Origin of the sequence: Streptomyces sp. NPDC089799 (assembly GCF_040684755.1) — a bacterium.
Taxonomy (GTDB): Bacteria; Actinomycetota; Actinomycetes; order Streptomycetales; family Streptomycetaceae; genus Streptomyces.
The window spans coordinates 76,975-99,889 of the sequence record NZ_JBFBGR010000004.1 but is presented as its reverse complement, the minus strand read 5'-3'; the positions used below and the strand labels follow the sequence as shown (position 1 = coordinate 99,889).

The window sequence follows — 22,915 nt, the reverse complement described above, 5'->3', positions numbered from 1 at the left end:
TACCGTCGTTGCAGGTCAGGGCGATTGTCAGTGGGGTTCCCTACGGTGGTTTCCATGAATGGGCACAGGGTCCGCCGGACGGCGGAAGAGGTACTGGCTCTGGCTCCTGACGAGGCATCGAGGAAGGCGGGGGAAAAGCTGGGCGGGGCGGGCCCGTGGTCACAGACCGGAGGTTCCGCTTCCGGTGCGGTGTGGGGGATGTGCAAGGGCAGTGGCAGGACGCCGTACCGGACGGTGGTGGACCTGACCGGGCCGGCGTACTCGTGCTCCTGCCCGAGCCGGAAGTTCCCGTGCAAGCACGCGCTGGGACTGCTGCTGCTGTGGGCGGCGGACGGGCTGGACGGGGCCGCCGAGGCACCGGACTGGGCCGCGAAGTGGCTGGCGGCACGGGCCGCGAAGGCGTCCGCCTCCGCGGCCGCCGCAGCCGCCGGACCGGCGGACCCGGAAGCGGCGCGGAAGCGGGCCGAGCGGCGGGCGGCCCGGATCGGCGCGGGCGTCACGGAACTGGAGCAGCGGCTCGCCGACCTGCTGCGCGGCGGCCTCGCCGGGCAGGAACAGGCCGGATACGCGGGGTGGGAGGAGACCGCGGCCCGGATGGTCGACGCGCAGGCGCCCGGACTGGCCTCCCGGGTAAGGGAGTTGGGGACGATACCGAGCTCCGGCGCGGGCTGGCCGGGCCGGATGCTGGAGGAGTGCGCGCTGCTGCACCTGCTGGACCGGGCCTGGCTGGGGGTGTCCGGGCTGCCGGCGCCACTGGCCGCCACGGTCCGCACCAGGGTGGGCCTGACCGCGGCCGCGGAGGGGGCGGCCGCGGTCAGGGACCACTGGCTGGTGCTGGCGCAGTACGACTCGGTGTCGGCGGACGGCCGGCTGACCACGCGGCGGATATGGCTGCGCGGTCTGCGGAGCGGCCGCACGGCCCTGGTGATGGACTACGGGCCGCCCGGCCGGCCGCCGCAACTGACCCTGCCGGTGGGGCTGGTGCTGGACGCGGAAGCCCGCTTCCGGCCCGGCTCGGCCGGGCTGCGGGCGGACCTGGGCGAGCGGTTCGCCGCCCCGGTGCCGCCGCCCCGGCCTCCCGCCGGGGTGGGCGCGGCGGAGGCACTGGAGGGGTACGGGGCGGCACTGCGGGAGGACCCCTGGCTGGAGGCCTGGCCGGTGGTGCTCGGCCCGGTGGTGCCGGTGCCGGGCGAGCTCGGCTGGCAGCTCGCGGACGCGGACGGCAAGGACGCGCTGCCGGTACGGGCCGCCGGGGGGCGGCTGCGTGCGGGGCTGTGGCAGCTGGCCGCGCTGTCCGGCGGCGGGCCGGTGACGGTGTTCGGGGAGTGCGGCCACCGGGGGTTCACCCCGTTGACCGCCTGGGACGAGAGGACGGGTGGGCCGGTATCGCTGTCTTAGGGCACGACGACAACCACGCCACGTGACGGCCGAGGGACGGGAACACGAGGGAGGGGAACCCATGAGGGCGATCACCGGGCCCGCGGACGGGGACGGCGGGCCGGACGGCATGGACTGGGAGGAGCTGGTCGGCACCGCGCTGCTGGGCACCGACCGCAGGCGGGCCGGTTCGCCGGAGGCCCTGCTGGACGCGGCCGCGGTGCAGGCGCTGCGCCGCCGGGCCGGGCTGCGGCCGGCCGGGGCCGGCGCGCGCCCGGAGCCCGCGGCGGAGGATCCGCGGCCCGAACCGCCCGAGCCCGCGCGGCAGCGGCTGGCGCAGCTGCTCGCGGGCCGGGCGAGCGCGGGCGCCGGCCGCAGGGGGGCGGCGCCGGATCTGGCCGAACTGCTCCCGCAGTGGCTGGCGGCGGCCTCCCGGCAGGGCTACCGGGCACCGGCGGCGCAGCTTCCGGCACTGCTGGACGCGGCCCGGGCACGGACGGACCTGCGCCCGCAGGCACTGGCCCTGGCCGGCGCGCGGGGACGCTGGCTGGCCCGGCTCAACCCGGACTGGCGGTTCGCGCTGCGCACCGGGGCGGGCGGGGGGCACCTGCCGGACGCCGGGGACACCGCCGGGGTGGAACAGCTCTGGCAGGAAGGGCTGTTCGCGGAACGGGTGGCCCTGCTGGGTTCCGTACGGGCGCAGGACCCGGCGGCCGCAAGGGAGTTGCTGGCGTCCGGCTGGGCCGCGGAACGGGCCGAGGACCGGCTGATGTTCCTGGACTCGCTGCGGCAGGGCCTGTCCGGGGCGGACGAACCCTTCCTGGAAGCGGCGCTGGGCGACCGCAGCCGGAACGTACGGGTGCTGGCGGCGGAGCTGCTGTCGGCACTGCCGGGCTCGGCGCTGGCCGGGCGGATGGCCGGGCGGGCCCTGGCCTGCGTGGGCCCGGAGGGGGTGACACCGCCCGCCGGGTGCGACGCCGGCATGGAACGGGACGGGGTGGTCAGGCGGCCGCCGGCGGGGCGCGGCGAGCGCGCCTGGTGGCTGGGCCAGCTGGTGGAGGCGGCTCCGCTGTCGTGCTGGCGGGAGCGGTTCGGGGGCCTGGACCCGGCCGGGATCGTGGCCGCTCCGGTGGACGGGGGCTGGGCCGAGGAACTGCACGCGGCCTGGTGCCGGGCGGCCGTGCGGCAGCGGGACCCGGAATGGTCGCGGGCCCTGCTGGGCTCGGCGGCCGCACCACCGGCCGCCGGGCCGGGCACGGCCTCGCTCGCCGAGCGGGCCAGACTACTGGAGAGCCTTGCCCCGGAGGAACGGGCCGCATGGGTCGCGGAGTTCATCCGGGCGCACGGCCTGTCCGAGGCGTTCCAGCTGCTCGGGGTGTGCGAGGTGCCGTGGGCGGGGGAACTGGGACGGGCCGTGGTCGACGCACTGCGGGCGGCGCGGGACGCGGGCAGCTACCCGTGGAGCTTCAGCGGGGTGATGGGGCTCGCCGAGCGCTGCCTCGACCCCGCGGAGGCCGGCCGCCTGGAAGTGGCGGACGCCCCCGACGCGGAAGGCGGCGCCGCGTACTGGGCGGAGGCGTTCCAGCGGCTCACCGCCACGCTCCGGCTCCGCGCGGCGATGCTGGCCGAACTCGCCCCCGCGCCCTGACCCGCCACGCCCTGGCCCGCCGCCCCCGACCCACCCCGATCCGCCGCCCGGCACCGCCAGGGCGGTACCGGACCGCAGACGGACTGCGGACGACGGACGACGGACCGGCAGCGGACGGCGGGCAGCGGACGGCGGCCCGCGGACGGCGGCAGCGGACCTGACCGGCCCGACCGGAGGACGCCCGAGGGCGCCTCCGGTCACCGGGTCGCCGGTCACCGTTCGCCGGACGGGCCGGCCGGGGCTCAGCCGGTGGGAGCCGTCGTCTCCAGGTGGCCGGCGATCACCTTCGCCAGCGCGTCCGGCCGGTCGTTGAGGAAGTAGTGGCCCCCTCCGGGGATCACCTCCAGCTCGACCCGGGTCGCGTGCCGCTCCCACCGGAGGTGGTCCAGCTCGTACCCCTCGGTGACGGGGTCCGCGTCGCCGATCACCACCACGAGCGGAACGCCCAGCGGCTTCTCCTCGCCGCGCTGCGCCTCGATCTGGAAGTGCAGCCCCTGGACCATGTCGTGCCGGATCACGTTCAGGACGGTCTGCAGATCGGAGTCGTCCAGCGCGCCCTCGAAACCTCCGATCGAGGACATGAAGGCGTGCAGGGCCTCCGCGGGCCAGGTCGTGGCGCGCTCCAGCTGGGCCTCGGGGTCGGCCTCGGGCACCGCGGCCCCGATGAACAGGGCCTCCGGCAACAGGCCCATCCGGTCCAGCCGTTGCGCCACCGCCACCGCGAGGGACGAACCTGCGCAGTGCCCGTACAGCGCGAAGGGTCCGTCGACGGAACCGCCGATCTCCGCGGCGATCAGGTCGGCGGTGTCGTCCAGGGACCACAGCGGGTCCTCGGACCGCGTCGGGTCATGGCCGGGGAGCTCGGCCGCCCGGACGTCCACGTCGGGGCCCAGCTCCGCGGCCAGGCCGCGGAAGGCGGCGGCCGTACCGCCTCCGTAGGGGATGCAGACGAGCGTGCGGCCCGCACCCTGCCCGCCGAGCGGCCGCAGGACGGGCCGCCCGCTGCCGTCGGACTCGGCCAGTTCCAGGATGCGGCGGGCGAGCAGGACCGGAGTGGGGTGCTGGAACACGTCCAGCACGGTCAGCCCGCGCCCCGCCCGGCGGGCCAGGCGCACCGCCTTGAAGGAGTCGCCGCCCAGGTCGAAGAAGTCGTCCCCGGCCGATACGTCCGGGATCCCCAGGGCGTGCACGAACGCCTCGACGACGTCCCGCTCCAGGGCCGACCCTCCTCCGCCGGAGCCCTGCGGGGAGCGGGTGTACACCGGCTCGGGCAGGGCCCGGCGGTCGAGTTTGCCGTTGGCCGTCAGCGGGATCGCGTCGATCCGCACGACGGCGGAGGGCACCATGTGGGGCGGCAGCCGGCGGGCGAGCAGGCCGCGCAGGGCGGCCGGATCCGTGTCGGCGGCGTCCGCGTCGTCGCGGGCCACCGCGTACGCCACGAGCGCGTCGTCCCCGACCGCGTCCTTCCGTGCCACCACGCAGGCGTGGGAGACGCCCGGGCAGGCGCGCAGCGCGGCCTCGATCTCGCCCAATTCGATCCGGAAGCCCCTGATCTTGACCTGGTCGTCCGCGCGGCCCCGGTAGTGGAGCCGTCCGTCGGCCTGCCGGAGGGCGAGGTCGCCGGACCGGTACATCCTCGATCCGGGGGCGCCGAAGGGGTCGGCGACGAACCGGGAGGCGGTGAGGCCGGGCCGGTCCTGGTAGCCGCGGGCCAGCTGGTCGCCGGCGACGTAGATCTCTCCGGTGACGCCGGGCGGAACGGGCTGGAGGTTCGCGTCGAGCAGGTGGAGCCCCAGTCCCGGCAGGCTCCGGCCGATGGGGCTGCCGGGGCCGCCGGCCTGGGACGGTACCGCCGAGCGGTCGAGCGGCAGGTGGCTGGCGTGGACGGTGGTCTCCGTGATCCCGTACATGTTGACCAGGACGGGGGCGTCCTCGGCGTGCCGCGCGTACCAGTCCGCCAGGCGCGCCGGATCCAGTGCCTCGCCGCCGAACACCACGTAGCGCAGGGCCAGGCGCGCCCCGGTGTCCGGTTCGTCCTCGTCGGCCCGGAGCAGCTGCTGGAACGCCGAGGGCGTCTGGCTGAGGACGGTCACGCCCTCGTCGGCGAGCAGCCGGAGCAGTTCGTCCGGTGCGCGCCTGGTCGTGGTGGGGACCACGACCAGGCGTCCGCCGGTCAGCAGCGGTCCCCACAGCTCCCAGACGGAGAAGTCGAACGAGTACGAGTGGGTCATCGTCCACACGTCGGTGTCGCGGAAGTCGAAGAGCTCCCGGGTGGCCGCGAACAGGGCCAGGACGTTCCGGTGCGAGACGACCACGCCCTTGGGGCGTCCCGTGGAGCCGGAGGTGTAGATGACGTAGGCCGCGTTGTCCGGTGCGGAGGGACAGCGGGGTCCGGCGGGCGGTGCGACCTGACCTGCACGGTCGTCCGGGTGCTCCGGTGCGGCCGGGGCGTCGACTTCGAGTACGGGCAGGTCGGGGCGGGCGTCCCGGGCCTGCACGCCGGAGGCCGACAGGAGCAGCAGCGGATCGGCGTCCCGCAGGAGGAAGGCGATCCGGTCCTGCGGGTAGGCGGGGTCGACCGGCAGGTACGCGGCTCCCGAGGTGAGGACCGCCAGCAGGGCGACCACCAGGTCGACGCCCTGCGGCAGGGCGACGGCCACGAGCCGTTCGAGTCCGGCACCGTGCCGCTCCAGCCGGTGTGCCAGCCGGTCGGCCCGGGAGGCCAGTTCCGCGTAGGTCAGGGAGTCCGTTCCGCAGGTCACGGCCGTCGCGTCCGGGGTCCTCTCGGCCTGGGCCCGGAAGGCTTCCACGAGGGTGCGGGGCGCGCCGGCCGGTTCCTCCCGTCGGGGGCGGATCTCCAGGAAACGGCGGCGTTCGTCCGCGTGGAGCAGGCCGACGTCCCCGATGCGCTGCCCGGGATCGGCGAGCACCCGGCGCAGGAAGGACCCGAACCTGGCGCGGTGGTCCTTCAGTTCGCCGGCGGTGTAGAGGCCGGCGTTGGCGTGGAAGGAGAACGCCAGTCCGCGCGGCGTGTCGTAGGCGGCGAACATGAAGTCCTCGATCGGGCCGGGGGAGAAATTCTCGTACCGGGCCGGGATCCCGCCGAACGTCACCTCGGTGGACAGCGACAGCATGTTGGCGATGGGCCCGAAGATACGGCCGTCCCCGTGCTCCCGCCGGAATTCACGGCGCATTTCCTCGAAGCGGAACCGTCCGTGGCCGCGGGTCTCCTCGATCTTCCCGGCGACCTGGTCCACGAGTTCGGCGAAGGTCAGGGAACGGTCGGCGTGCAGCCGCAGCGGAATGACGTTGGACAACATGCCCGGAGTGGTCGCCGATACGCCCCGCCTGCGGTTCGCCACGGGTAGTCCGATCACGGTTTCGGCCGATCCGGTCAGCAGGCCGGTATAGGCGGCGAACGCCGCGATCAGCACGCGCGGCCAGCTCGTCCGCCGGTCGCGGGCGCACGCCTGCACGAGGTCCCGCAGTCCGGCGGGCGCCCGCCAGATCTCCTTGAGCGGTATCCCCGCCGGGAGCATCGACGCGTCGGTCAGGCAGGCCACCCGCCCGATGGCGGCCAGCTCGCCCTGCCAGTAGCGGCGGTCCTCGGCGTACCGGGCGGACGAGCGGTACTGCTGCTCCTCCTCGACCAGGGACCGGAGGGACCCGAAGCGCGCCGCGGGCACGTCCTGCCCGGCGGCCAGCGCATCGTGGACCTCGGCGACGCGGTGGGCCAGCAGCTGGCTGCTGTACCCGTCGGTCACCAGGTGGTGCAGCCGGTAGAACCAGAGGTGCCGGCGCGGAGACACCCGCAGGACCGCCGACCGGTGGACCTCTCCCCTGCGCAGGTCGAGGGGGATGCCGGCCTGCGCCTCCATCCACCGGCGGGCCGCCTCCCACGGCTCGTCCTCACCGGTGAAGTCGAGGAGGGGCACGTCGGCCCCGCCTGGTTCCACCCGCTGCCAGGGGCCGTCGGCATCCTCGCCGCAGGTTATTCGCAGGGCTTCGGCGTCTTCCGATGTGCGGCGGACCGCCGCCCGGAGTAATTCGGGCCTCACGGGCCCGCGCACGTCCCAGAATTCGGACACGGTGTGCGCGAGCCCGGAGCCGTCCAGCTGGAGTCCGTACCAGATTCCGGCCTGGCCCCCACTGAGGGGCAGCCGGGGGGACAACGAGTCGATCATGATGGGGGAATCCCGGTTCGGTAAGGGAATGGCGCACCCCCTGCCGTGCGGAGGCACGCCGATGACCGGATCCACACTTCGGGTCCGTTACCCGATGCTAATCAACTCGAATACCCATGCGGGCGGAATGCCGTCTTCGATGTTCAAGACATCGCGCATTCGCCGTTTCCGGAATTATGCATTCGTCACGCCGGGAGGAACACAATTCACGCGCGGACGTTTTCGCGGACCCAGTCCACGATCGCGGTGGTGGTCGCGCCCGGGGTGAAGATGGCGGCGACGCCCTTGGCCTTCAGCGGCGCGATGTCGTCCTCCGGGATGATCCCGCCGCCGAACACCTTGATGTCCTCGGCGTCCCGCTCCTTCAGCAGCTCCAGCACGCGCGCGAACAGCGTGTTGTGGGCGCCGGAGAGGATCGACAGGCCGATGGCGTCCGCGTCCTCCTGGATGGCGGTGTCGACGATCTGCTCCGGCGTCTGGTGCAGGCCCGTGTAGATGACCTCCATGCCGGCGTCGCGCAGGGCGCGCGCGATCACCTTGGCCCCGCGGTCATGGCCGTCGAGACCCGGCTTGGCCACCACCACACGGATCGGACCGGTCACACCCATCGCACTGCCTCCCGAGTGAACGAACGTTAAGCACAGCATCCCGCACGACACCGTTTCGCGGTCAACCACGAGGGGGAAATCACAGAGAGCAAGCACCGTACGGGGGCGCAGGCGCCACTGTGCCGCCAGCCGCACGGCACGGTGGCGCCGTCGGCACGCGCAGCGGGGACGGCGTCCGTCATCGGGGGAGGGCGTCGATGGGGCTGTCGCCCGCACGGGTCGTTCCCGCTTCCGCCCCCGCCTCCGGGGCCGCGCTCCGGGCCGCCGCGCTCGAACTGATCGTGCTCGCCGGCCACCTCCTCCTCTACCCCACCGGGGTGCGGCAGGAACCGCGGCCGGCGCCGTCGGCGGACCCCGGTGTGCGCCCGCCGGCCCTGCTGCTGCACGGGTTCGGGGACAACCGCTCGGTCTTCGTCCTGCTGCGGCGCGCCCTCGCGGCACACGGGCTGCGCCGGGTGGAGACGTACAACTACTCACCTCTCACCGCCGACCTGCGGACGGCCGCCCGCCGGCTGGGCCACCGCGTCGAGGAACTCTGCGCACGCACCGGGCACCAGCGCGTGGACCTGGTCGGGCACAGCCTCGGCGGGCTGGTCGCGCGGTACTACGTGCAGCGCCTCGGCGGGGACGCCCGGGTCCGCACACTGGTGACGCTGGGTACCCCGCACGCGGGCACCGCGGTCGCCCCTTTCATGGACGTGCACCCGGTGGTCCGCCAGATGCGCCCCGACTCGCCGGTGATGGCGGAGCTCCGCGCACCCGCGCCGGGCTGCCGCACCCGCTGCGTGGCGTTCTGGAGCGAGTTCGACGCCGTCATGGCGCCGACGGGCACGGCCCGCATCGAGCACCCCGATCTGCTCGTGGCGAACGTGCAGGTCACGGGCATAGGGCATCTCGCCCTGCCGGCCCACCCGGCGGTCATCTCCGCGGTCCGGCAGGTCCTCGACGGGCCCGTCCGGGGCCTCCCCGGCCTCCCCGGGACCGCTTCCGTCGCGTAGACGAGAGCCCCCCGGAAGTCGAACGAATTTCGAACTCAAGGCCAAGGCTCTCCCTCAGCGCGACCGAAAGACGGCCGAATGCCCGGTTCCTGAAGGGTGGAAACCCGCCGAAGATTGTCGTCGCCGCGAACCGCCGGGTACAGTCACGCCACTGCTTCCCCCCGGGGTCCCATCAGCCCCGGCCACCCAGGCCCCCCACTGCCGAGGCGAAAGAGAAGTTGGTGAACGACCGCCCATCGTCGGGCCACTACCCGGATAACGGGTACGACGGCCTTTCCACCACCACTTTCGCCGGCGATCCGGGCTACGGCACCTACGAAACGCAGGCCCAAGGCCTCGGTGCCACCGGTGGGTTCACGGGCGGATTCACCTCGTACGACCCCTACGGCACGGCCACCGGCGCCTACGACAGCAGCGCCTGGGCCTCCGCGATCCCGAACCAGGCCTCCGCCGGGGACACCACCGGCCAGTGGGGCTACGCGGCCCCCGTCGCGGCCGACCACCAGCAGACGGCCTTCGCCTACGACGCCTCCGGCCAGTGGGCGATGCCCGGCTTCGCCACGGAGACCGGCGCCTACGACGCGACCGCGTGGAACACCGCCGGACAGGCGGAGCAGCCCCAGCAGTTCGCGTACGGCACCGGCTACCAGACCGAGTACGACGCCGGCGGCGCCTACGGCACCGGGTTCAGCGACCCCTACACCGTCGCCAACACCGATGCCCACCAGGCCGATTACGGCACCGGCACCGGATACGGCACCGACCACACCGCCGGGCACACCGCCCCGCAGGCCGCGGAGTACGCCGGGTTCGAGGGGTACGCCGAGTACGCCGACCCGTCCGCGCAGTACGCCTCCGAGTACGGGCAGCAGCCGCAGCCCACCGCCGTGTTCGAGGTCATCACGCCCGAGCACGACGGCCACGACGGCCTTGAGGACCACGACGCACCGGCCGAGCCGCTGCAGTTCCGCGAGTCCGACGCGGCCGAAGACGAGTCCGGCGACGAGTCCTACGACGCCGACGCGGCCCTGCATGCCGCCGAGACGCGGGCCATGCCCCGGCAGGCGGCCGGACCCGACGCCGATCCCGGACCGCGCGCGGCCCGCCGCGCCGCCGGCAAGGGCGGCTCCCGGAACGTCGCCAAGACCGGCTCCAAGGCCGCCGGCGCGAACCGCCGCCGGACCCCGGCGAAGCGTTCCGCCCTGCTGACCGTGGCGGTTCCCTCCGTCTGCGTCATGGGGGTCGCGGGCGTCGCGGCCGCCTCCGTGGGTGGTCTGACCGGCGGCGAGAAGCCGGCCGAGGAAGTCACCTCGCTGGCCGCTTCGGACCCGTCCGCGGTCAAGCCGGTCGCCGTGAACAACAAGCTGGACACCCAGCTCACCGCGCTCAGCGCCGACGCCGGGGACTTCGCGGACCGCGCCAGCCGCACCCAGGAGCGCATCGACCTGAAGGTGGCCCAGGAGGAGGCGCGCAAGAAGGCGGCCGAGGAAGCGGCCCGCAAGGAGCTCCTGCGCCCCAAGTTCGCGCTCCCGGTCGCGCAGCACGGCCTCAGCGCCGGGTTCGGACAGGCCGGCGGCATGTGGATGTCCGTGCACACCGGCATCGACTTCCCGGTCTCCTACGGGACTCCGGTGATGTCCGCGACCGACGGCGTCGTGCGCACCCAGTGGAACAGCGCCTACGGCAACATGGCCATAGTGACCTCTCCCGACGGCACCGAGACCTGGTACTGCCACCTCAGCAGCACCAAGATCCGGTCCGGCAAGGTCAAGGCCGGCGACGTCATCGCGTACTCCGGCAACTCGGGCAACTCCACCGGTCCGCACCTCCACTTCGAGGTCCGGCCGGGCGGCGGCGGCCCGATCGACCCGTCCGCCTGGCTCCGCAAGCACGGCCTGAACCCCAACTAGCGGGCGCGGGCCCCCCGGACGCCACCTGCCCGGACCCGGATCGCCCGGACGCGGCACATCCCGACGCGGGCCGGACTCGCGAAGCCCAACCGGACGCGCCCCGCGCCGACCGACCCCGTGAAGCCCGCGCGGGCGCACCCCGCGCGGGCCTCCCGCTCCCCTAGAGCTTCTCCACCGGCGCGTAGCGCAGCAGCAGCCGCTTCGGCTTGGCGTCCCCGAAGTCCACGGTCGCCTGCGCGTCCGCGCCCGCTCCCCGGACCTCCATGACCGTGCCCAGGCCGAACTGGTCGTGGGTGACCCGGTCCCCCACCGCCAGCGCGATCACCGGCTTGTCGGCGCTCCGCCGTGTGGCGAAGCCGGACGGGCCGGACTTCGACCGCGAGGAGGACAGGAAGGCCTCCGGCGAGGTCCCGAAGGTGGCCGTGCCACCGGCCCGCCCGCCGGTCCGGCCGCCGACCGCGCCGCCGCGCAGCGGGCCGGCCGGCTTCTGCGCCGGTCCCGTCCGCTTCCACGACAGGTACTGGTCGGGGATCTCCTCCAGGAACCGGGAGGGCGGGTTGTACGAGGGGGTGCCCCAGGCGCTGCGCATGCTCGACCGGGTCAGGTACAGCCGCTCGCGGGCGCGCGTGATGCCGACGTAGGCGAGCCGCCGTTCCTCCTCCAGCTCCTTGGTCTGGCCCAGTGCCCGCATGTGCGGGAAGACCCCGTCCTCCATGCCGGTCAGGAAGACCACCGGGAACTCCAGGCCCTTGGCGGTGTGCAGGGTCATCAGCGTGATGACGCCCGTGCCCTCCTCGTCCTCGTCCGGGATCTGGTCGGAGTCGGCGACGAGCGCGACCTGCTCCAGGAACTCGGCCAGGGTGCCGGCCGCGGCACCGGGCGCCGCCGCCGCGCCGGCCTCCGCCCCGCCTGCCTCGACCGCTCCGGCTTCGGTCGCGTCGGCGCCTGCGCGCGCCTGCTCGAACTCCAGGGCCACGGCGGCCAGTTCCTGGAGGTTCTCGATACGGGTCTCGTCCTGCGGGTCCGTCGACGCCTGGAGCTCGGCCAGGTACCCGGTGCGCTCCAGGACGGCCTCCAGCACCACCGCGGGGCCGGCGCCGGACTCGACGACCGTGCGCAGCTCCTCCATCAGCGCGTTGAACCGCTTGACGGCGTTGGTGGACCGGGCGGCCATCCCGTACGCCTCGTCCACCCGCCGCAGCGCCTGCGGGAAGGTGATCCGCTCACGGGCCGCCAGCGCGTCGATCATCGCCTCGGCGCGCTCGCCGATGCCGCGCTTGGGCACGTTGAGGATGCGGCGCAGCGGGACGTTGTCCTCGGGGTTCGCCAGGACGCGCAGGTAGGCCAGGATGTCCCGGACCTCCTTGCGCTCGTAGAAGCGGACGCCGCCGACGACCTTGTAGGGCAGGCCGACCCGGATGAAGATCTCTTCGAAGACCCGGGACTGGGCGTTGGTGCGGTAGAAGACGGCGACGTCGCCCGCCTTGGCGTCGGCCGCGTCGGTGAGCCGGTCGATCTCGTCGGCGACGAACTGCGCCTCGTCGTGCTCGGTGTCGGCCACGTAGCCGGTGATGCCGACGCCGGTGCCGGCGTCGGTCCACAGGTTCTTGGCGCGGCGGTTCTCGTTGCGCTCGATGACGGCGTTGGCCGCGGACAGGATCGTCTGGGTGGAGCGGTAGTTCTGCTCCAGCAGGATCGTGGTCGCGTCCGCATAGTCCTCCTCGAACCGGAGGATGTTGCGGATGGTCGCGCCGCGGAAGGCGTAGATCGACTGGTCGGCGTCACCCACGACGCACAGCTCGGCCGGCGGGAGGTCCGGGTAGCCGGGTCCGACCAGCTCGCGCACCAGCGTGTACTGGGCGTGGTTGGTGTCCTGGTACTCGTCGACCAGCACGTGCCGGAAGCGGCGGCGGTAGTGCTCGGCGACGTCCGGGAACGCCTGGAGCAGATGCACCGTGGTCATGATGATGTCGTCGAAGTCGAGCGCGTTGGCCTCGCGCAGCCGCGACTGGTACATCCCGTACGCCTGGGCGAGTGTCTTCTCGAAGCCGTCGGCGGCCTGGTCGGCGAAGGCCTCGGCGTCGATCAGCTCGTTCTTCAGGTTGGAGATCTTGGCGCTGAAGGACTTCGGCGGGAACCGCTTCGGGTCCAGGTCCAGGTCGCGGCAGACCAGGGCCATCAGGCGCTTGGAGTCGGCCGCGTCGTAGATCGAGAAGGACGAGGTGAAGCCGAGCCTCTTGGACTCGCGGCGCAGGATGCGCACGCAGGCGCTGTGGAAGGTGGACACCCACATGGCGCCGGCGCGGGGGCCGACCAGGCCCTCGACGCGCTCCTTCATCTCGCCGGCGGCCTTGTTGGTGAAGGTGATCGCCAGGATCTGGCCGGGATGGACGTCGCGGGCGGCCAGCAGGTGCCCGATGCGGTGGGTGAGCACCCGGGTCTTGCCGGAGCCGGCACCGGCCACGATGAGCAGCGGGGACCCGGCGTGCACCACGGCGGCGCGCTGCTGCTCGTTGAGCCCGTCCAGCAGGGTGGCCGGGTCGATGACGGGCTTCGCCGAGCCGTCCCGGTAGTACCGGTCGCCGCTCATGGGCGCGTCGAAGTGGCCCTCGAAGAGGTCGTCCGCGCCGGGCTCCGGGGCGTACGCGTACTCCTCGGGCGGCGGGGGCGGCTCCTCGTCGGAGGGGGAGAGGTCCGCCAGGAAGCTGTCGTCAAAGAGGCTGCTCATCGCTTTACGAGTTTAGGGCTCGGCGCCGACAGCCGGTTCCCGCCCCGAAAAATCGAGTACGAGACCGAGCAGTCCGGGGAAGCGGGCCTCCAGGTCGTCCCGGCGCAGGGCGAGGAAGAGCTTGCGGCCGCGCGGGCGCTGGCAGAGCACCCCGCTCTCGCGGAGGGTCCGCAGGTGGTGGGTGACGGTGGAGCGGGCCAGGTCGGGGACGACCTCGCCGCAGAACGCCTCCTCGCCGTCGGCGAGCGAGGCCAGTTTGCGGACGATCTCCAGCCGTACGGGGTGCCCGAGGGCGGCGAGGACGCCGACCAGGTCGATCTCCCCGGCCCCGGGGTGGGTCAGCTCGTGAGCGGCAGGCATGACTCCACTGTACGCAGTTTTCGTACGGAAGCCGGCCGATCCGTTGACCAACCGTACGAGGATCTCGTACGGTTTTGATCGTTCGAGATCTTCGTATGGTCAATCCGCCGGTCCCGGCGGCCGCCCACCGACGTGAGGAACCGCCATGCCCGCCACGCCCGCCCTGCCCGCCATCCCCCCGAACCGTTCCGACGCCGCCCTCGCGGCCTCCCTCGACGGCGGCTTCACCAGCCGGCACGCCGAGGTCAACGGCACCCGCCTGCACTACGTGGACGGCGGCTCCGGCGAGCCCCTGGTCCTCCTCGGCGGCTGGCCCCAGACCTGGTGGCAGTGGCACCGGGTGATGCCCGCCCTCGCCCGCCGGCACCGGGTGATCGCCGTGGACCTGCGCGGCATGGGCGGCTCCGCCAAGCCCGCCGACGGGTACGACAAGAAGACGATGGCCGCCGACGTCCACGCCCTGCTGGGGCACCTGGGCATCGGCTCCGCCCACCTGGCCGGCCACGACATCGGCGCGATGGTCGCCTACGCGCACGCCGCCAACCACCCGGAGGCCACCCGCAGGATCGCCCTGCTCGACGTCCCGCACCCCGACGCCGGCTGGGCGGAGATGCCCCTGATCCCGCGCCCCGGCGGCGGGCACTTCCTGTGGTGGTTCGCCTTCAACCAGGTGGAGGGCCTGCCCGAGCAGCTCCTGGCCGGCCGCTTCCGGCTGCTCCTGGACCGGCTGATCGACGAGCTGGCCGCCGACCCCGACGGGAGCTTCCCCCCGCTCTCCCGGGAGGTCTACGCCCGCGCCTACGACACCCCGGACGCCATCCGGGCCGGCAACGCCTGGTACCGGGCCTTCGCACAGGACATCGCCGACTTCGCCGGCTACGCGCCGGTGCCGCACCCGCTGCTGGCCCTCGGCGGCGACCGCAGCAACCACGACAGCCTGGCCGCCGTGATCCCCTCGCACGGCACCGACACCCGGGTGGTGCGCGTCGACGACTGCGGCCACTACCTCCCGGAGGAGCAGCCGGAGGCGGTCACCGAGGAGCTGGTCCGCTTCTTCGGCCGCTGAGGGCCCCCCGTACGCTCGGGCGCATGGACGTACTCACCAACGCCTTCGTCGGCCTGCACATCATCGGCATCGCCGCGCTGCTCGGCGGCTTCCTGACCCAGATGAAGGCGATGGGCGCGGGAACCGCCCGCTTCTCGCCCGGGATGCTGCACGGTGCGCTGACCATGCTGGTGACCGGTGTGCTCCTGGTCGGCTTCCGCGAGATGGACGGCGACCCGGTCAACCACATCAAGATCGGTGTGAAGCTGGCGGTCCTGTTCGTGGTCCTCGCGCTGGTCTACGTCAAGCGGGACGAGGAGCGGGTGGAGAAAGGACCGTTCGCCGCGGTCGGCGGACTGACCCTCGCCAACATCTTCATCGCCGTTCTCTGGACCTGACACCGAACGACGCCGAACGACGCCGACCGGTCACGTCCGATCAGTTCGGATCATTTCGCCATCTGCCCGTTACCCACAGGTTTAGCGTCCTCCCTCAAGACGAACGGAAGGACGCACTCCGTGGCCAGTCATCGAAAGCCCAGGCAGCGCCCGCTCTCCGGCGGCACCATCCGGAAGGCCGCCACCCTCGCCCTGGCGGGCGCTGCCACCGCCACCGCGTTCGAAGGCTCCTCGCAGGCGGAACCCCGGCTCACCCCGGACCAGGTCAAGGAACGGGTGGACCGGCTCTACGAGGAGGCCGAGGCCGCTACCGAGCAGTACAACGGGGCGAAGGAGAAGGCCGACCGGGCCGAACGGTCCCTGGAGGAACTGCGCGACCGGACCGCCCGCACGACCGACCGCCTCAACACCGCCCGCAACGCCCTCGGCTCCCTGGCCGCCTCCCAGTACCGCAGCGGCGCCCTCGGCCCGGCCCTGCAGCTGGTCCTCTCCGACGACCCGCAGGAGTACCTGGACCGGGCGGCCCTCCTGGACCGGGCCGGGGACCGCAGCGCCGCCGACCTCGCCACCGTCCGCAGCAGGCTCGACGAGGTCGGCAGGCTGCGCGCGGAGGCCGCCGGACGGCTCGCCGAGCTCCGCGAGCGGCAGGCCGAACTCGCCCGCCACAAGCGCACCGCGGAGGGCAAGCTGGAGGACGCCCGGCGCCTGCTCAACCGGCTGACCGCCGAGGAGCGGGCCCGCTACGAGGCCATGGACCCCGACTCCGGCCCGGCGACCGCACCGCAGGGTGCCCCGGCCGCCGGGAACCGCACCCCGTCCGCCGCCCGCCCCGCGCCGCCCGCCGACGGATCCCGTGCGGCCCGCGCGGTCTCCTTCGCTTACGGGGCGATCGGCAAGCCCTACGTGTGGGGGGCGACCGGGCCCGGCTCCTTCGACTGCTCGGGGCTCGCCCAGGCCGCCTGGCGCTCGGCCGGAGTCTCGCTGCCCCGCACCACGTACACCCAGATCAACGCGGGCCGGCGGATCGCCAGGAGCCAACTCGCCCCCGGCGACCTCGTCTTCTTCTACTCCGGCATCACCCACGTCGGGCTCTACGTCGGCAACGGCCAGATGATCCACGCCCCCCGCCCGGGCTCCACTGTCCGCCTCGCCCCGGTCGACTCGATGCCGTGGGCGGGCGCCGCCCGCCCCGCGTGATCCGAAGACCCGGCCCGGGGCAGGACGGAACGCGACGGGACGGTCAGACCAGGCGCCGGGCCGTCGCCCACCGCGTCAGCTCGTGCCGGTTGGAGAGCTGGAGCTTGCGCAGCACCGCCGAGACGTGCGACTCGACCGTCTTCACCGAGATGAACAGCTGCTTGGCGATCTCCTTGTACGCGTACCCGCGCGCGATCAGCCGCAGCACCTCCCGCTCGCGCTGGGTCAGCCGGTCCAGGTCCTCGTCCACCGGCGGCGCGTCCGTCGACGCGAACGCGTCCAGCACGAAACCGGCCAGCCGGGGCGAGAACACCGCGTCCCCCTCCTGCACCCGGAAGATCGAATCCACCAGGTCCGTGCCGGTGATCGTCTTGGTGACATAACCGCGGGCCCCGCCACGGATGACCCCGATGACGTCCTCCGCGGCGTCCGAGACCGACAGCGCCAGGAACCGCACCGGGTTCTCGGCCGCCCCCATCAGCGGGGCGCAGCGCCGCAGCACCTCGACCCCGCCGCCGCCCGGCAGGTGCACGTCCAGCAGCACCACCTCGGGGCGGGTGGCCGTGATCACGGTGATCGCCTGGTCGACGTCTGCGGCCTCGCCGACCACCTCGACCCCGGTCCGGCCGGTCTCGCCGATCTCCGCCTGCACCCCCGTGCGGAACATGCGGTGGTCGTCGACCAGCACCACCCGCACGTGCCGATCCTGCGCGTTCTCCCCGGTCATCGCGTCTCCCCGTTCATTGCGCGCTCGCCGCCCTCTCCGTCTCCAGCTCGACTTCCGTACCGCCGCCCGCCGCGGACCGCAGCCGGGCGGTCCCGCCGTTGCGCTGCATCCGGCCGATGATCGATTCTCGTACGCCCATCCGGTCGCCGGGCACCGCGTCGATGTCGAAGCCCGGACCCCGGTCCCGTACGGACACGAACACCGTCCGCCCCTCCACCTCCGCGAACACCTGGACCGGGCCGCCCTCGCCACCGTACTTGGCCGCGTTCACCATCGCCTCGCGCGCGGCCTGCACCAGCGCGCCCAGCTTCTCGTCCAGCGGGCAGTCGCCGACGACCACGACCTCGATCGGGACACCGTGGTGGTCCTCGACCGCCGCGGCGGTCTTCTTCACCGCCTCCGCCAGCGTGGCCGGCTCCTCCTCCTCGTCCTTGCCGGTGCCCTCGGGCTTGTACAGCCAGTTCCGGAGCTCCCGCTCCTGGGCCCGGGCCAGCCGCCGCACCTCGCCGACGTCCTCCGCGTTGCGCTGGATCAGGGTGAGGGTGTGCAGCACGGAGTCGTGCACGTGCGCCGCCACCTCGGCACGCTCCTGGGCGCGGATGCGCATCAGGCGTTCCTCGGAGAGGTCCTGGGTCATCCGGATCAGCCACGGTCCGGCGAGCAGCGCGATGCCGACGAGCACCGCGAGGGCCGCCGTCAGTACGTTGCCCAGCTGGGCGGCGGAACCCCGCACGACGATGAAGACGGTCAGGCCCACGCCGACCAGTGCGACCCCGGCCAGCGCCCGGCCGGCCTGGAGCAGCCGGGCGTTGCGCCCGGCGGCGGCCGTCCAGTGGGCGCGGCGCGCGTTGTCGGCCTGCCGCCACACCAGCACCACGCCGGCCCCGACCAGCAGGGTGGGCCACAGGTAGCGGCCGTTGTCCCCGCCGGCCTGCACCTTGCCCGCGAAGGTCGCGATCCCCGCGGCGAGCACCACCAACGCGACGACCTGCCCCTTGTCGAGGGTGCGCAGGCGGCGCCGGCCGTCGGGCAGCTTCTCGAAGAAGGAGTGGCCCGCCGATTTGCCGCCGACGCCCAGCGGGACGAACACCCAGAACGCGGCGTAGAGGAGGACGCCCAGCCCGTCGCCGAAGATGAACAGGCCGAAGAAGGTCAGCCGCACCCAGACCACGGGCAGCCCCAGGTGTCCGGCGAGGCCGCGCGCGACCCCGCCGAGCATCCGCCCGTCGGCGCTGCGGTAGAGCTTGCGCGCGGGATGGTCCCCGTCCTCGGGGGCGTGCGGGGTTCCGGCGGGGGCGGCGACTGCTGGCATGTCACCGATGGTCACACGGGCGCGGCCGTCCGCACATCGGGTAAGCCCCCCGGTTTTCGGCGGGGCCGCCTCGGGGGTTTCTCAGGGTTCTGCCAGGGTAGGGCCCGATTCCGGCGGCCCGGCGGGCCCGTCACCATGGACGCATGAACCGAGCCCAGGACGCCCCGCCGACGGACCGGGACCCGGCCGCCGACCGCCCCCCGCTCCCCCCGCTGCGCCGCGCCAAGCGCGACAAGGTGCTGGCGGGCGTGTGCGGTGGCCTGGGCCGGCACTTCGACCTCGACCCGGTGGTCTTCCGGATCGTGCTCGGCGTGCTCGCCCTCACCGGCGGCCTGGGCCTGATCTTCTACGGCTTCGCCTGGCTGTTCGTACCCGCGGAGGGCGAGGAGGACAGCGAGGCCAGGAAGCTGCTCACCGGCCGGATCGAGGGCGGCACCCTGGCCGCCGTACTGGCCGCCCTGGTCGGCTGCGCCCTGTTCCTGACCCTCCTCGACAACGGGGGGATCGGGGGCTTCTCGGTCCTGGTCATCGCGGCCGTCGCGGGTGCCGCCTACTGGTCTCAGCGCCGCCGGCACGCGCCGGCCGCCGGCACCTCAGAGGCGGAGCCGGCCGGGGACCGTCCGCGGGTCGACGTCCCGCCGGAGGCCCAGGCACCGCCCGTCCCGGGCAGCCCCTCCTGGTGGCGGGACCCACTGGTGAAGACCGGGGCGCCGGGCACCGGCTACCTGTGGGGTCCCGACGACTCCGCCGGGACGCCGCCACCGGGCAGCGGCGGACCGCACGGGCGGCAGGGGAAGGAGCAGGGACCGTCGCGGGCGCCCCGCGCACCGCGGCACCGGATCGCCGGACAGGTGTTCACCGCGGCGCTGGTCACCGGGATCTCCGTCACCGCGGCGAACTGGCACGGCGAACCCCTCGGCCACGCCCTGCAGCTCGGCCTGGCCTGCGCGCTCACGGTGTTCGGCATCGGCCTGCTGGTGAGCTCGCTGTTCGGCCGCCTGGGGCTGGGCACCGTCGTGCTGGCCCTGGTGACCGCGGGGCTGCTCGGCGCGTCCGCCGCGCTCCCCCGGGACATCGGCACCGACTTCCGGCGGGTCGACTGGCGGCCCGCAGCCGTCGCCGAGGTGCAGCCGTCGTACACGGCGGGCACCGGGCTGGCCACCCTGGACCTGAGCCGGCTGGACGTGGCCAAGGGCACCACCCTCGGGGTGAACGCCTCCATCAAGGCGGGCCGGCTCAAGGTGATCCTGCCCCGCGAGGTCACCGCCGAGGCGGACGTGAAGGTCCGGGTCGGCGACGTCCGGATGCCCGGCGACCGCGCCGACCGCATCGAGGGCGTGCGCGACCAGCACCGGGCGGCGACCCTGCCGCCCGCCCCCGGCACCGAGGCCGGCGGAACGATCGAGCTGCACCTGACCGCGGGTGTGGGACAGGTGGAGGTGGCCCGTGCGACGTCATGAGTTCCAGCCGGGGCGGATGGTCGCGGGTCTGGCCCTGCTCACCGCCGGCGTGCTCTACCTGCTCGACGCCACCGGGGAGGCGGACCTGGCCTGGTGGGTGATCGTCCCGCTGACCATGGGCGGCCTGTCCCTGGCGGCCCTGCTCGGCCTGGTCACCTACGCCGTACGGCGGGACCGGCGCGACCGGATCAGCTCGTCCAGCGACGGGTAGCCCGCCCCGGCCAGGACCAGCGGCAGCCACGCCATCAGGTAGATCAGATCATTGCCGTAGTAGTACGGGGTGACCTGCCAGCTCACCGTGAGCCACAGGCTCAGCGAGATCAGTGCCCCGCCGAGGGCCGCGATCCGGGCCAGCAGCCCGGCCAGCGTGCCCAGCCCGACCAGGAGCTCCCCGATCGCCAGCACCACCGCGAAGCCGACCGGGGACTTCAGGGCGAGGTCCACCAGCCAGGGCACGGCCGAGGTGTCCCGGACCCCGCGCATCAGGTCGCCGATCGACCCGGTCCCCGAGTCGGACAGGAAGGCGGGGTCGGTCAGCTTGTCCAGACCGGCGTAGACGAAGGTCACGCCGAGGAAGAGGCGCAGCGGCAGCAGCGCGTGGCGGGCGGCCCGCTCTCTGAGCTCAGTGGGGATCACATCCCATGCATAGCGCAGGCACGGTCATTCGGCGACGTCGATGACGCAGCAGTTGGACTCCACCCCGGCCGCGGTCACCACCTGCACCGCGGTGCTGCCCGGTTCCACCTCGGCCGGCACCGGAACGATCAGCACGGTGTCGGACGGGTTGGTGAAGCCTCCCGCGACCGGCACCAGCGGCACGTGCACGTGCACGGCTCCGATCCGCACCACCAGCCGGGCCAGCATCTCCGGGGTCTGCGCGCCGGGCGGGACGAAGCCCACGCCTCGGATCTCGATGTCGTCCCCGGTGCGCACGGCCCCGTCGAGGTCCCCCGGCTCCCGGGTGCGTACGACCGACAGGACCAGGGGGCGGCTGCCCTCGGCGTACTTCGCGGCCAGGTACACCGTCGCGGACAGGGCCACCAGCAGCGCCAGCGCCCACGGCAGCCGGGGCAGCCGGTCGGGGAAGCGGGCCAGCGACACCGCCGCGTAGGCCAGCACCACGGTGGAGACCAGCACGTACTGCGCGTCCGGCAGGCTGCCGCGGCCCGCGTCGTCGGTCAGCAGGTCCACCCCGCGCGGCCGGTCGGCGGGCAGCTTCTGCAGCCGCTGCCGCATGATCCGTACGGCCACCACCCGGCGGACCAGGACGGCCACCCCGGAGGTCAGCGCGAGCACGGCCAGCAGCGGGACGGCCTGCCGCAGTCCGAGGCCCTCGGCCAGGGCGTCGCGTTCCGCGCCGGGCCCGGAGGCGGCGAGCCGGAGCGCCGGCAGCAGCGCGGCGAACGCGATGAGCAGCAGCCAGGCGCAGGGCACCGCCTTGGAGGTGGACAGCCGGTTGTCCTCGCCGACCAGCGGGGCGAGCAGCCCGCCGCGCAGGGTCTGCGCACGGGCGGCGACGGTGAGCAGCCCCGCCAGCGCCAGGGCGGCCAGCAGTCCGGCGGTCCGCGCGGTGGACCAGCCGGTCCCCAGCGCGGTGCCGACCTGCACCACCAGCAGCAGTCCGGCGGCGATCCACACGGCGAGCACGGCCCGCCGGGACAGCAGGTACAGCCAGGAGTGCCCGGCCTCGCGGCCCCGGTCGGCGACCGTACGGGCGGACAGCGTCAGCTCGTCGGAGACCCACTGGCGGGAGGCCCCGGCCGAGCGGGCCACGGCGGCGGGCAGGCCCTCGCCGGCGGCGAACCCGTCCCGTTTCTCCAGGAACGCCTCGACCGCGCGGCGGTGGCCCTCGCGCGCTCCGTGCGGGCAGTCGTCGCAGGTGCAGCCGCCGCCGTGGGTGGTTCGGTGGATCTCTTGGACAGCCACGAACGTGCCGCCTCTCTGAACTACGGTGCAGTGCCTGCGAATTGTGCACCACTGCGGCAGTGCTCCGGATTGCGCACGATGTCAGAGCAGGTGATTAACCGTTCATGATGTTGACGTCACCGGCGTGTCGCCCGCGGCTTCCGTTGCGTCCGCGGCTTCCGTTGCGTCCGGGCCGTCCGGGCCATCCGGGCCGTCGAGGTGCCGGAGCGGCTGGAAGCTCACCCAGGCCGCCAGGTCGGTGCCGAGCCGCTCGCGGCCGGCGACGGCGCTCCGGTGGTCCACGGGCACCGGCTTGCCCGCGGCCCGGACGAGCAGCTGCACCCGGGCGGCCCGGTCCATGGCGACCAGCCACCAGGCGGCCGCGTCCACCGAGGTGCCGACCGTGAGCAGCCCGCGGTTGCGGAGGATCAGCGCCTTGCGGGGGCCCAGCGCGAACGCGATCCGGCGGCACTCCTCGGGGTCGCCGGCCAGGGCCGTGTACTGGTCGAGCAGCGCGTGGTCCTCGTAGAAGGCGCAGGATTCCGGGCCGATGGGGGCGAGGAGCTCACCGAGCGCGGCGAGCGCCCGGCCGTGCGGGGTGGGGGTGTGGGCCACGGCCACCACCTCGGGCCGGGCCCGGTGCACGGCCGCGTGCGCGGCGAAGGCGGCCTGGTTGACCCGCCGGGCGCCCCGCAGCACCCGGCCGTCCCCGTCGACGAGCAGCAGGTCCCCGGCGGTCAGCGTGGCGAAGGGGCGCCCGAAGGGGTTGACCCAGTAGCAGTCGTCGAACTCGGGGTCGCGGGCGGTGATGTGCCCGGCGACCCCGTCCTCGTAGCCGAGCCGCCCGAACACGCGCAGCGCCCCGGCCAGCCGCCGCCTGCGGTGCCCCCGCTCCTCGGCGGCCGTGCGGAACACGGGCGGCAGGTCGAAGGCCAGCCGTTCCTCGGGCACCGGCTCGGGCTGGTCGGGCATGGTCCCCTCCTCGGTCGACGTGGCCCGCGCAAGGTACCGGCGGGGGCCGCAAGTGGCCAGAGGAACGGCGAAGCCGCCGGCCCGGA

At 73.9% G+C, this 22,915-nt stretch carries 18 protein-coding genes; 9 read left to right on the top strand and 9 right to left on the bottom strand.

Going from position 1 to position 22,915, the window contains the following annotated elements:
• The first annotated feature begins 54 nt into the window (after nucleotides 1–54).
• Together AB0O36_RS05040 and AB0O36_RS05035 are read left to right on the top strand one after the other, a co-directional pair.
• Nucleotides 55–1,398: an SWIM zinc finger family protein gene (locus tag AB0O36_RS05040; protein WP_365104182.1), complete on the top strand. Its 1,344-nt coding sequence runs from the start codon at nucleotides 55–57 to the stop codon at nucleotides 1,396–1,398.
• Between the two features lie 61 nt (nucleotides 1,399–1,459).
• On the top strand, nucleotides 1,460–3,025 hold the full coding sequence (locus tag AB0O36_RS05035; protein ID WP_365104179.1) for a DUF5691 domain-containing protein: 1,566 nt from the start codon (nucleotides 1,460–1,462) through the stop codon (nucleotides 3,023–3,025).
• A gap of 242 nt (nucleotides 3,026–3,267) precedes the next feature.
• On the opposite strand, the gene AB0O36_RS05030 is transcribed toward AB0O36_RS05035, so the two are convergent.
• Together AB0O36_RS05030 and AB0O36_RS05025 are read right to left on the bottom strand one after the other, a co-directional pair.
• Nucleotides 3,268–7,209, bottom strand: a complete 3,942-nt coding sequence (locus AB0O36_RS05030; protein ID WP_365104177.1) for an amino acid adenylation domain-containing protein — start codon at nucleotides 7,207–7,209, stop codon at nucleotides 3,268–3,270.
• A gap of 206 nt (nucleotides 7,210–7,415) precedes the next feature.
• Entirely contained in the window at nucleotides 7,416–7,817 is a 402-nt protein-coding gene (locus tag AB0O36_RS05025) for a cobalamin B12-binding domain-containing protein (RefSeq protein ID WP_365104174.1), read from the bottom strand.
• 197 nt (nucleotides 7,818–8,014) lie between these two features.
• Between AB0O36_RS05025 and AB0O36_RS05020 the strand changes: the two genes are divergently transcribed.
• Nucleotides 8,015–8,815 carry an alpha/beta fold hydrolase gene (locus AB0O36_RS05020; RefSeq protein ID WP_365104171.1) on the top strand — a complete coding sequence of 267 codons (801 nt, stop codon included), beginning with the start codon at nucleotides 8,015–8,017 and terminating at the stop codon, nucleotides 8,813–8,815.
• A gap of 221 nt (nucleotides 8,816–9,036) precedes the next feature.
• Entirely contained in the window at nucleotides 9,037–10,725 is a 1,689-nt protein-coding gene (locus AB0O36_RS05015) for a peptidoglycan DD-metalloendopeptidase family protein (protein WP_365104169.1), read from the top strand.
• 160 nt (nucleotides 10,726–10,885) lie between these two features.
• Here AB0O36_RS05015 and pcrA read toward each other — a convergent pair whose 3' ends face one another.
• Complete coding sequence (gene pcrA, locus AB0O36_RS05010) at nucleotides 10,886–13,453, bottom strand: DNA helicase PcrA (RefSeq protein WP_365104166.1); 2,568 nt, start codon at nucleotides 13,451–13,453, stop codon at nucleotides 10,886–10,888.
• A 12-nt stretch (nucleotides 13,454–13,465) separates the two neighbouring features.
• Nucleotides 13,466–13,813 (bottom strand): helix-turn-helix domain-containing protein, encoded by a 348-nt coding sequence (locus tag AB0O36_RS05005; RefSeq protein WP_365104164.1) that lies wholly within the window; start codon nucleotides 13,811–13,813, stop codon nucleotides 13,466–13,468.
• 145 nt (nucleotides 13,814–13,958) lie between these two features.
• Here AB0O36_RS05005 and AB0O36_RS05000 point away from each other — a divergent pair, with 145 nt between their 5' ends.
• The 3 genes from AB0O36_RS05000 (at nucleotide 13,959) to AB0O36_RS04990 (ending at nucleotide 16,453) form a co-directional block, all read left to right on the top strand.
• Nucleotides 13,959–14,879, top strand: a complete 921-nt coding sequence (locus AB0O36_RS05000; protein ID WP_365104163.1) for an alpha/beta hydrolase — start codon at nucleotides 13,959–13,961, stop codon at nucleotides 14,877–14,879.
• A 23-nt stretch (nucleotides 14,880–14,902) separates the two neighbouring features.
• Nucleotides 14,903–15,256 (top strand): hypothetical protein, encoded by a 354-nt coding sequence (locus AB0O36_RS04995; RefSeq protein ID WP_365104160.1) that lies wholly within the window; start codon nucleotides 14,903–14,905, stop codon nucleotides 15,254–15,256.
• A gap of 120 nt (nucleotides 15,257–15,376) precedes the next feature.
• Nucleotides 15,377–16,453, top strand: coding sequence for an NlpC/P60 family protein (locus AB0O36_RS04990; protein ID WP_365104158.1), 1,077 nt, complete (start codon nucleotides 15,377–15,379; stop codon nucleotides 16,451–16,453).
• Between the two features lie 43 nt (nucleotides 16,454–16,496).
• Here AB0O36_RS04990 and AB0O36_RS04985 read toward each other — a convergent pair whose 3' ends face one another.
• Nucleotides 16,497–17,180, bottom strand: coding sequence for a response regulator transcription factor (locus tag AB0O36_RS04985; protein WP_365104155.1), 684 nt, complete (start codon nucleotides 17,178–17,180; stop codon nucleotides 16,497–16,499).
• A gap of 13 nt (nucleotides 17,181–17,193) precedes the next feature.
• Nucleotides 17,194–18,492 carry a PspC domain-containing protein gene (locus AB0O36_RS04980; protein WP_365104153.1) on the bottom strand — a complete coding sequence of 433 codons (1,299 nt, stop codon included), beginning with the start codon at nucleotides 18,490–18,492 and terminating at the stop codon, nucleotides 17,194–17,196.
• Nucleotides 18,493–18,635: 143 nt separating this feature from the next.
• On the opposite strand from AB0O36_RS04980, the gene AB0O36_RS04975 reads away from it, so the two are divergent.
• Together AB0O36_RS04975 and AB0O36_RS04970 are read left to right on the top strand one after the other, a co-directional pair.
• Nucleotides 18,636–19,952, top strand: coding sequence for a PspC domain-containing protein (locus AB0O36_RS04975; protein WP_365104150.1), 1,317 nt, complete (start codon nucleotides 18,636–18,638; stop codon nucleotides 19,950–19,952).
• Nucleotides 19,939–20,163 (top strand): hypothetical protein, encoded by a 225-nt coding sequence (locus AB0O36_RS04970; RefSeq protein WP_365104147.1) that lies wholly within the window; start codon nucleotides 19,939–19,941, stop codon nucleotides 20,161–20,163. Before AB0O36_RS04975 ends, AB0O36_RS04970 begins: the two co-directional genes overlap by 14 nt.
• Here the strand turns inward: AB0O36_RS04970 and AB0O36_RS04965 are convergent.
• The 3 genes from AB0O36_RS04965 to AB0O36_RS04955 form a co-directional block, all read right to left on the bottom strand.
• Nucleotides 20,109–20,588, bottom strand: a complete 480-nt coding sequence (locus AB0O36_RS04965) for a DoxX family protein (RefSeq protein WP_365104145.1) — start codon at nucleotides 20,586–20,588, stop codon at nucleotides 20,109–20,111. The genes AB0O36_RS04970 and AB0O36_RS04965 overlap by 55 nt on opposite strands.
• A 24-nt stretch (nucleotides 20,589–20,612) precedes the next feature.
• Nucleotides 20,613–21,878, bottom strand: a complete 1,266-nt coding sequence (locus AB0O36_RS04960) for a hypothetical protein (RefSeq protein ID WP_365104143.1) — start codon at nucleotides 21,876–21,878, stop codon at nucleotides 20,613–20,615.
• A 102-nt stretch (nucleotides 21,879–21,980) separates the two neighbouring features.
• Nucleotides 21,981–22,889 (bottom strand): class II aldolase/adducin family protein, encoded by a 909-nt coding sequence (locus AB0O36_RS04955; protein ID WP_365104660.1) that lies wholly within the window; start codon nucleotides 22,887–22,889, stop codon nucleotides 21,981–21,983.
• Nucleotides 22,890–22,915: the final 26 nt, after the last annotated feature.

Bases quoted from the DNA above. Each gene is read 5' to 3' on its own strand.
- AB0O36_RS05040 (WP_365104182.1), top strand. From the start codon at position 55: ATGAATGGGCACAGGGTCCGCCGGACGGCGGAAGAGGTACTGGCTCTG.
- AB0O36_RS05035 (WP_365104179.1), top strand. From the start codon at position 1,460: ATGAGGGCGATCACCGGGCCCGCGGACGGGGACGGCGGGCCGGACGGC.
- AB0O36_RS05030 (WP_365104177.1), bottom strand. From the start codon at position 7,209: ATGATCGACTCGTTGTCCCCCCGGCTGCCCCTCAGTGGGGGCCAGGCC.
- AB0O36_RS05025 (WP_365104174.1), bottom strand. From the start codon at position 7,817: ATGGGTGTGACCGGTCCGATCCGTGTGGTGGTGGCCAAGCCGGGTCTC.
- AB0O36_RS05020 (WP_365104171.1), top strand. From the start codon at position 8,015: ATGGGGCTGTCGCCCGCACGGGTCGTTCCCGCTTCCGCCCCCGCCTCC.
- pcrA (WP_365104166.1), bottom strand. From the start codon at position 13,453: ATGAGCAGCCTCTTTGACGACAGCTTCCTGGCGGACCTCTCCCCCTCC.
- AB0O36_RS05005 (WP_365104164.1), bottom strand. From the start codon at position 13,813: ATGCCTGCCGCTCACGAGCTGACCCACCCCGGGGCCGGGGAGATCGAC.
- AB0O36_RS05000 (WP_365104163.1), top strand. From the start codon at position 13,959: ATGCCCGCCACGCCCGCCCTGCCCGCCATCCCCCCGAACCGTTCCGAC.
- AB0O36_RS04995 (WP_365104160.1), top strand. From the start codon at position 14,903: ATGGACGTACTCACCAACGCCTTCGTCGGCCTGCACATCATCGGCATC.
- AB0O36_RS04985 (WP_365104155.1), bottom strand. From the start codon at position 17,180: ATGACCGGGGAGAACGCGCAGGATCGGCACGTGCGGGTGGTGCTGGTC.
- AB0O36_RS04980 (WP_365104153.1), bottom strand. From the start codon at position 18,492: ATGCCAGCAGTCGCCGCCCCCGCCGGAACCCCGCACGCCCCCGAGGAC.
- AB0O36_RS04975 (WP_365104150.1), top strand. From the start codon at position 18,636: ATGAACCGAGCCCAGGACGCCCCGCCGACGGACCGGGACCCGGCCGCC.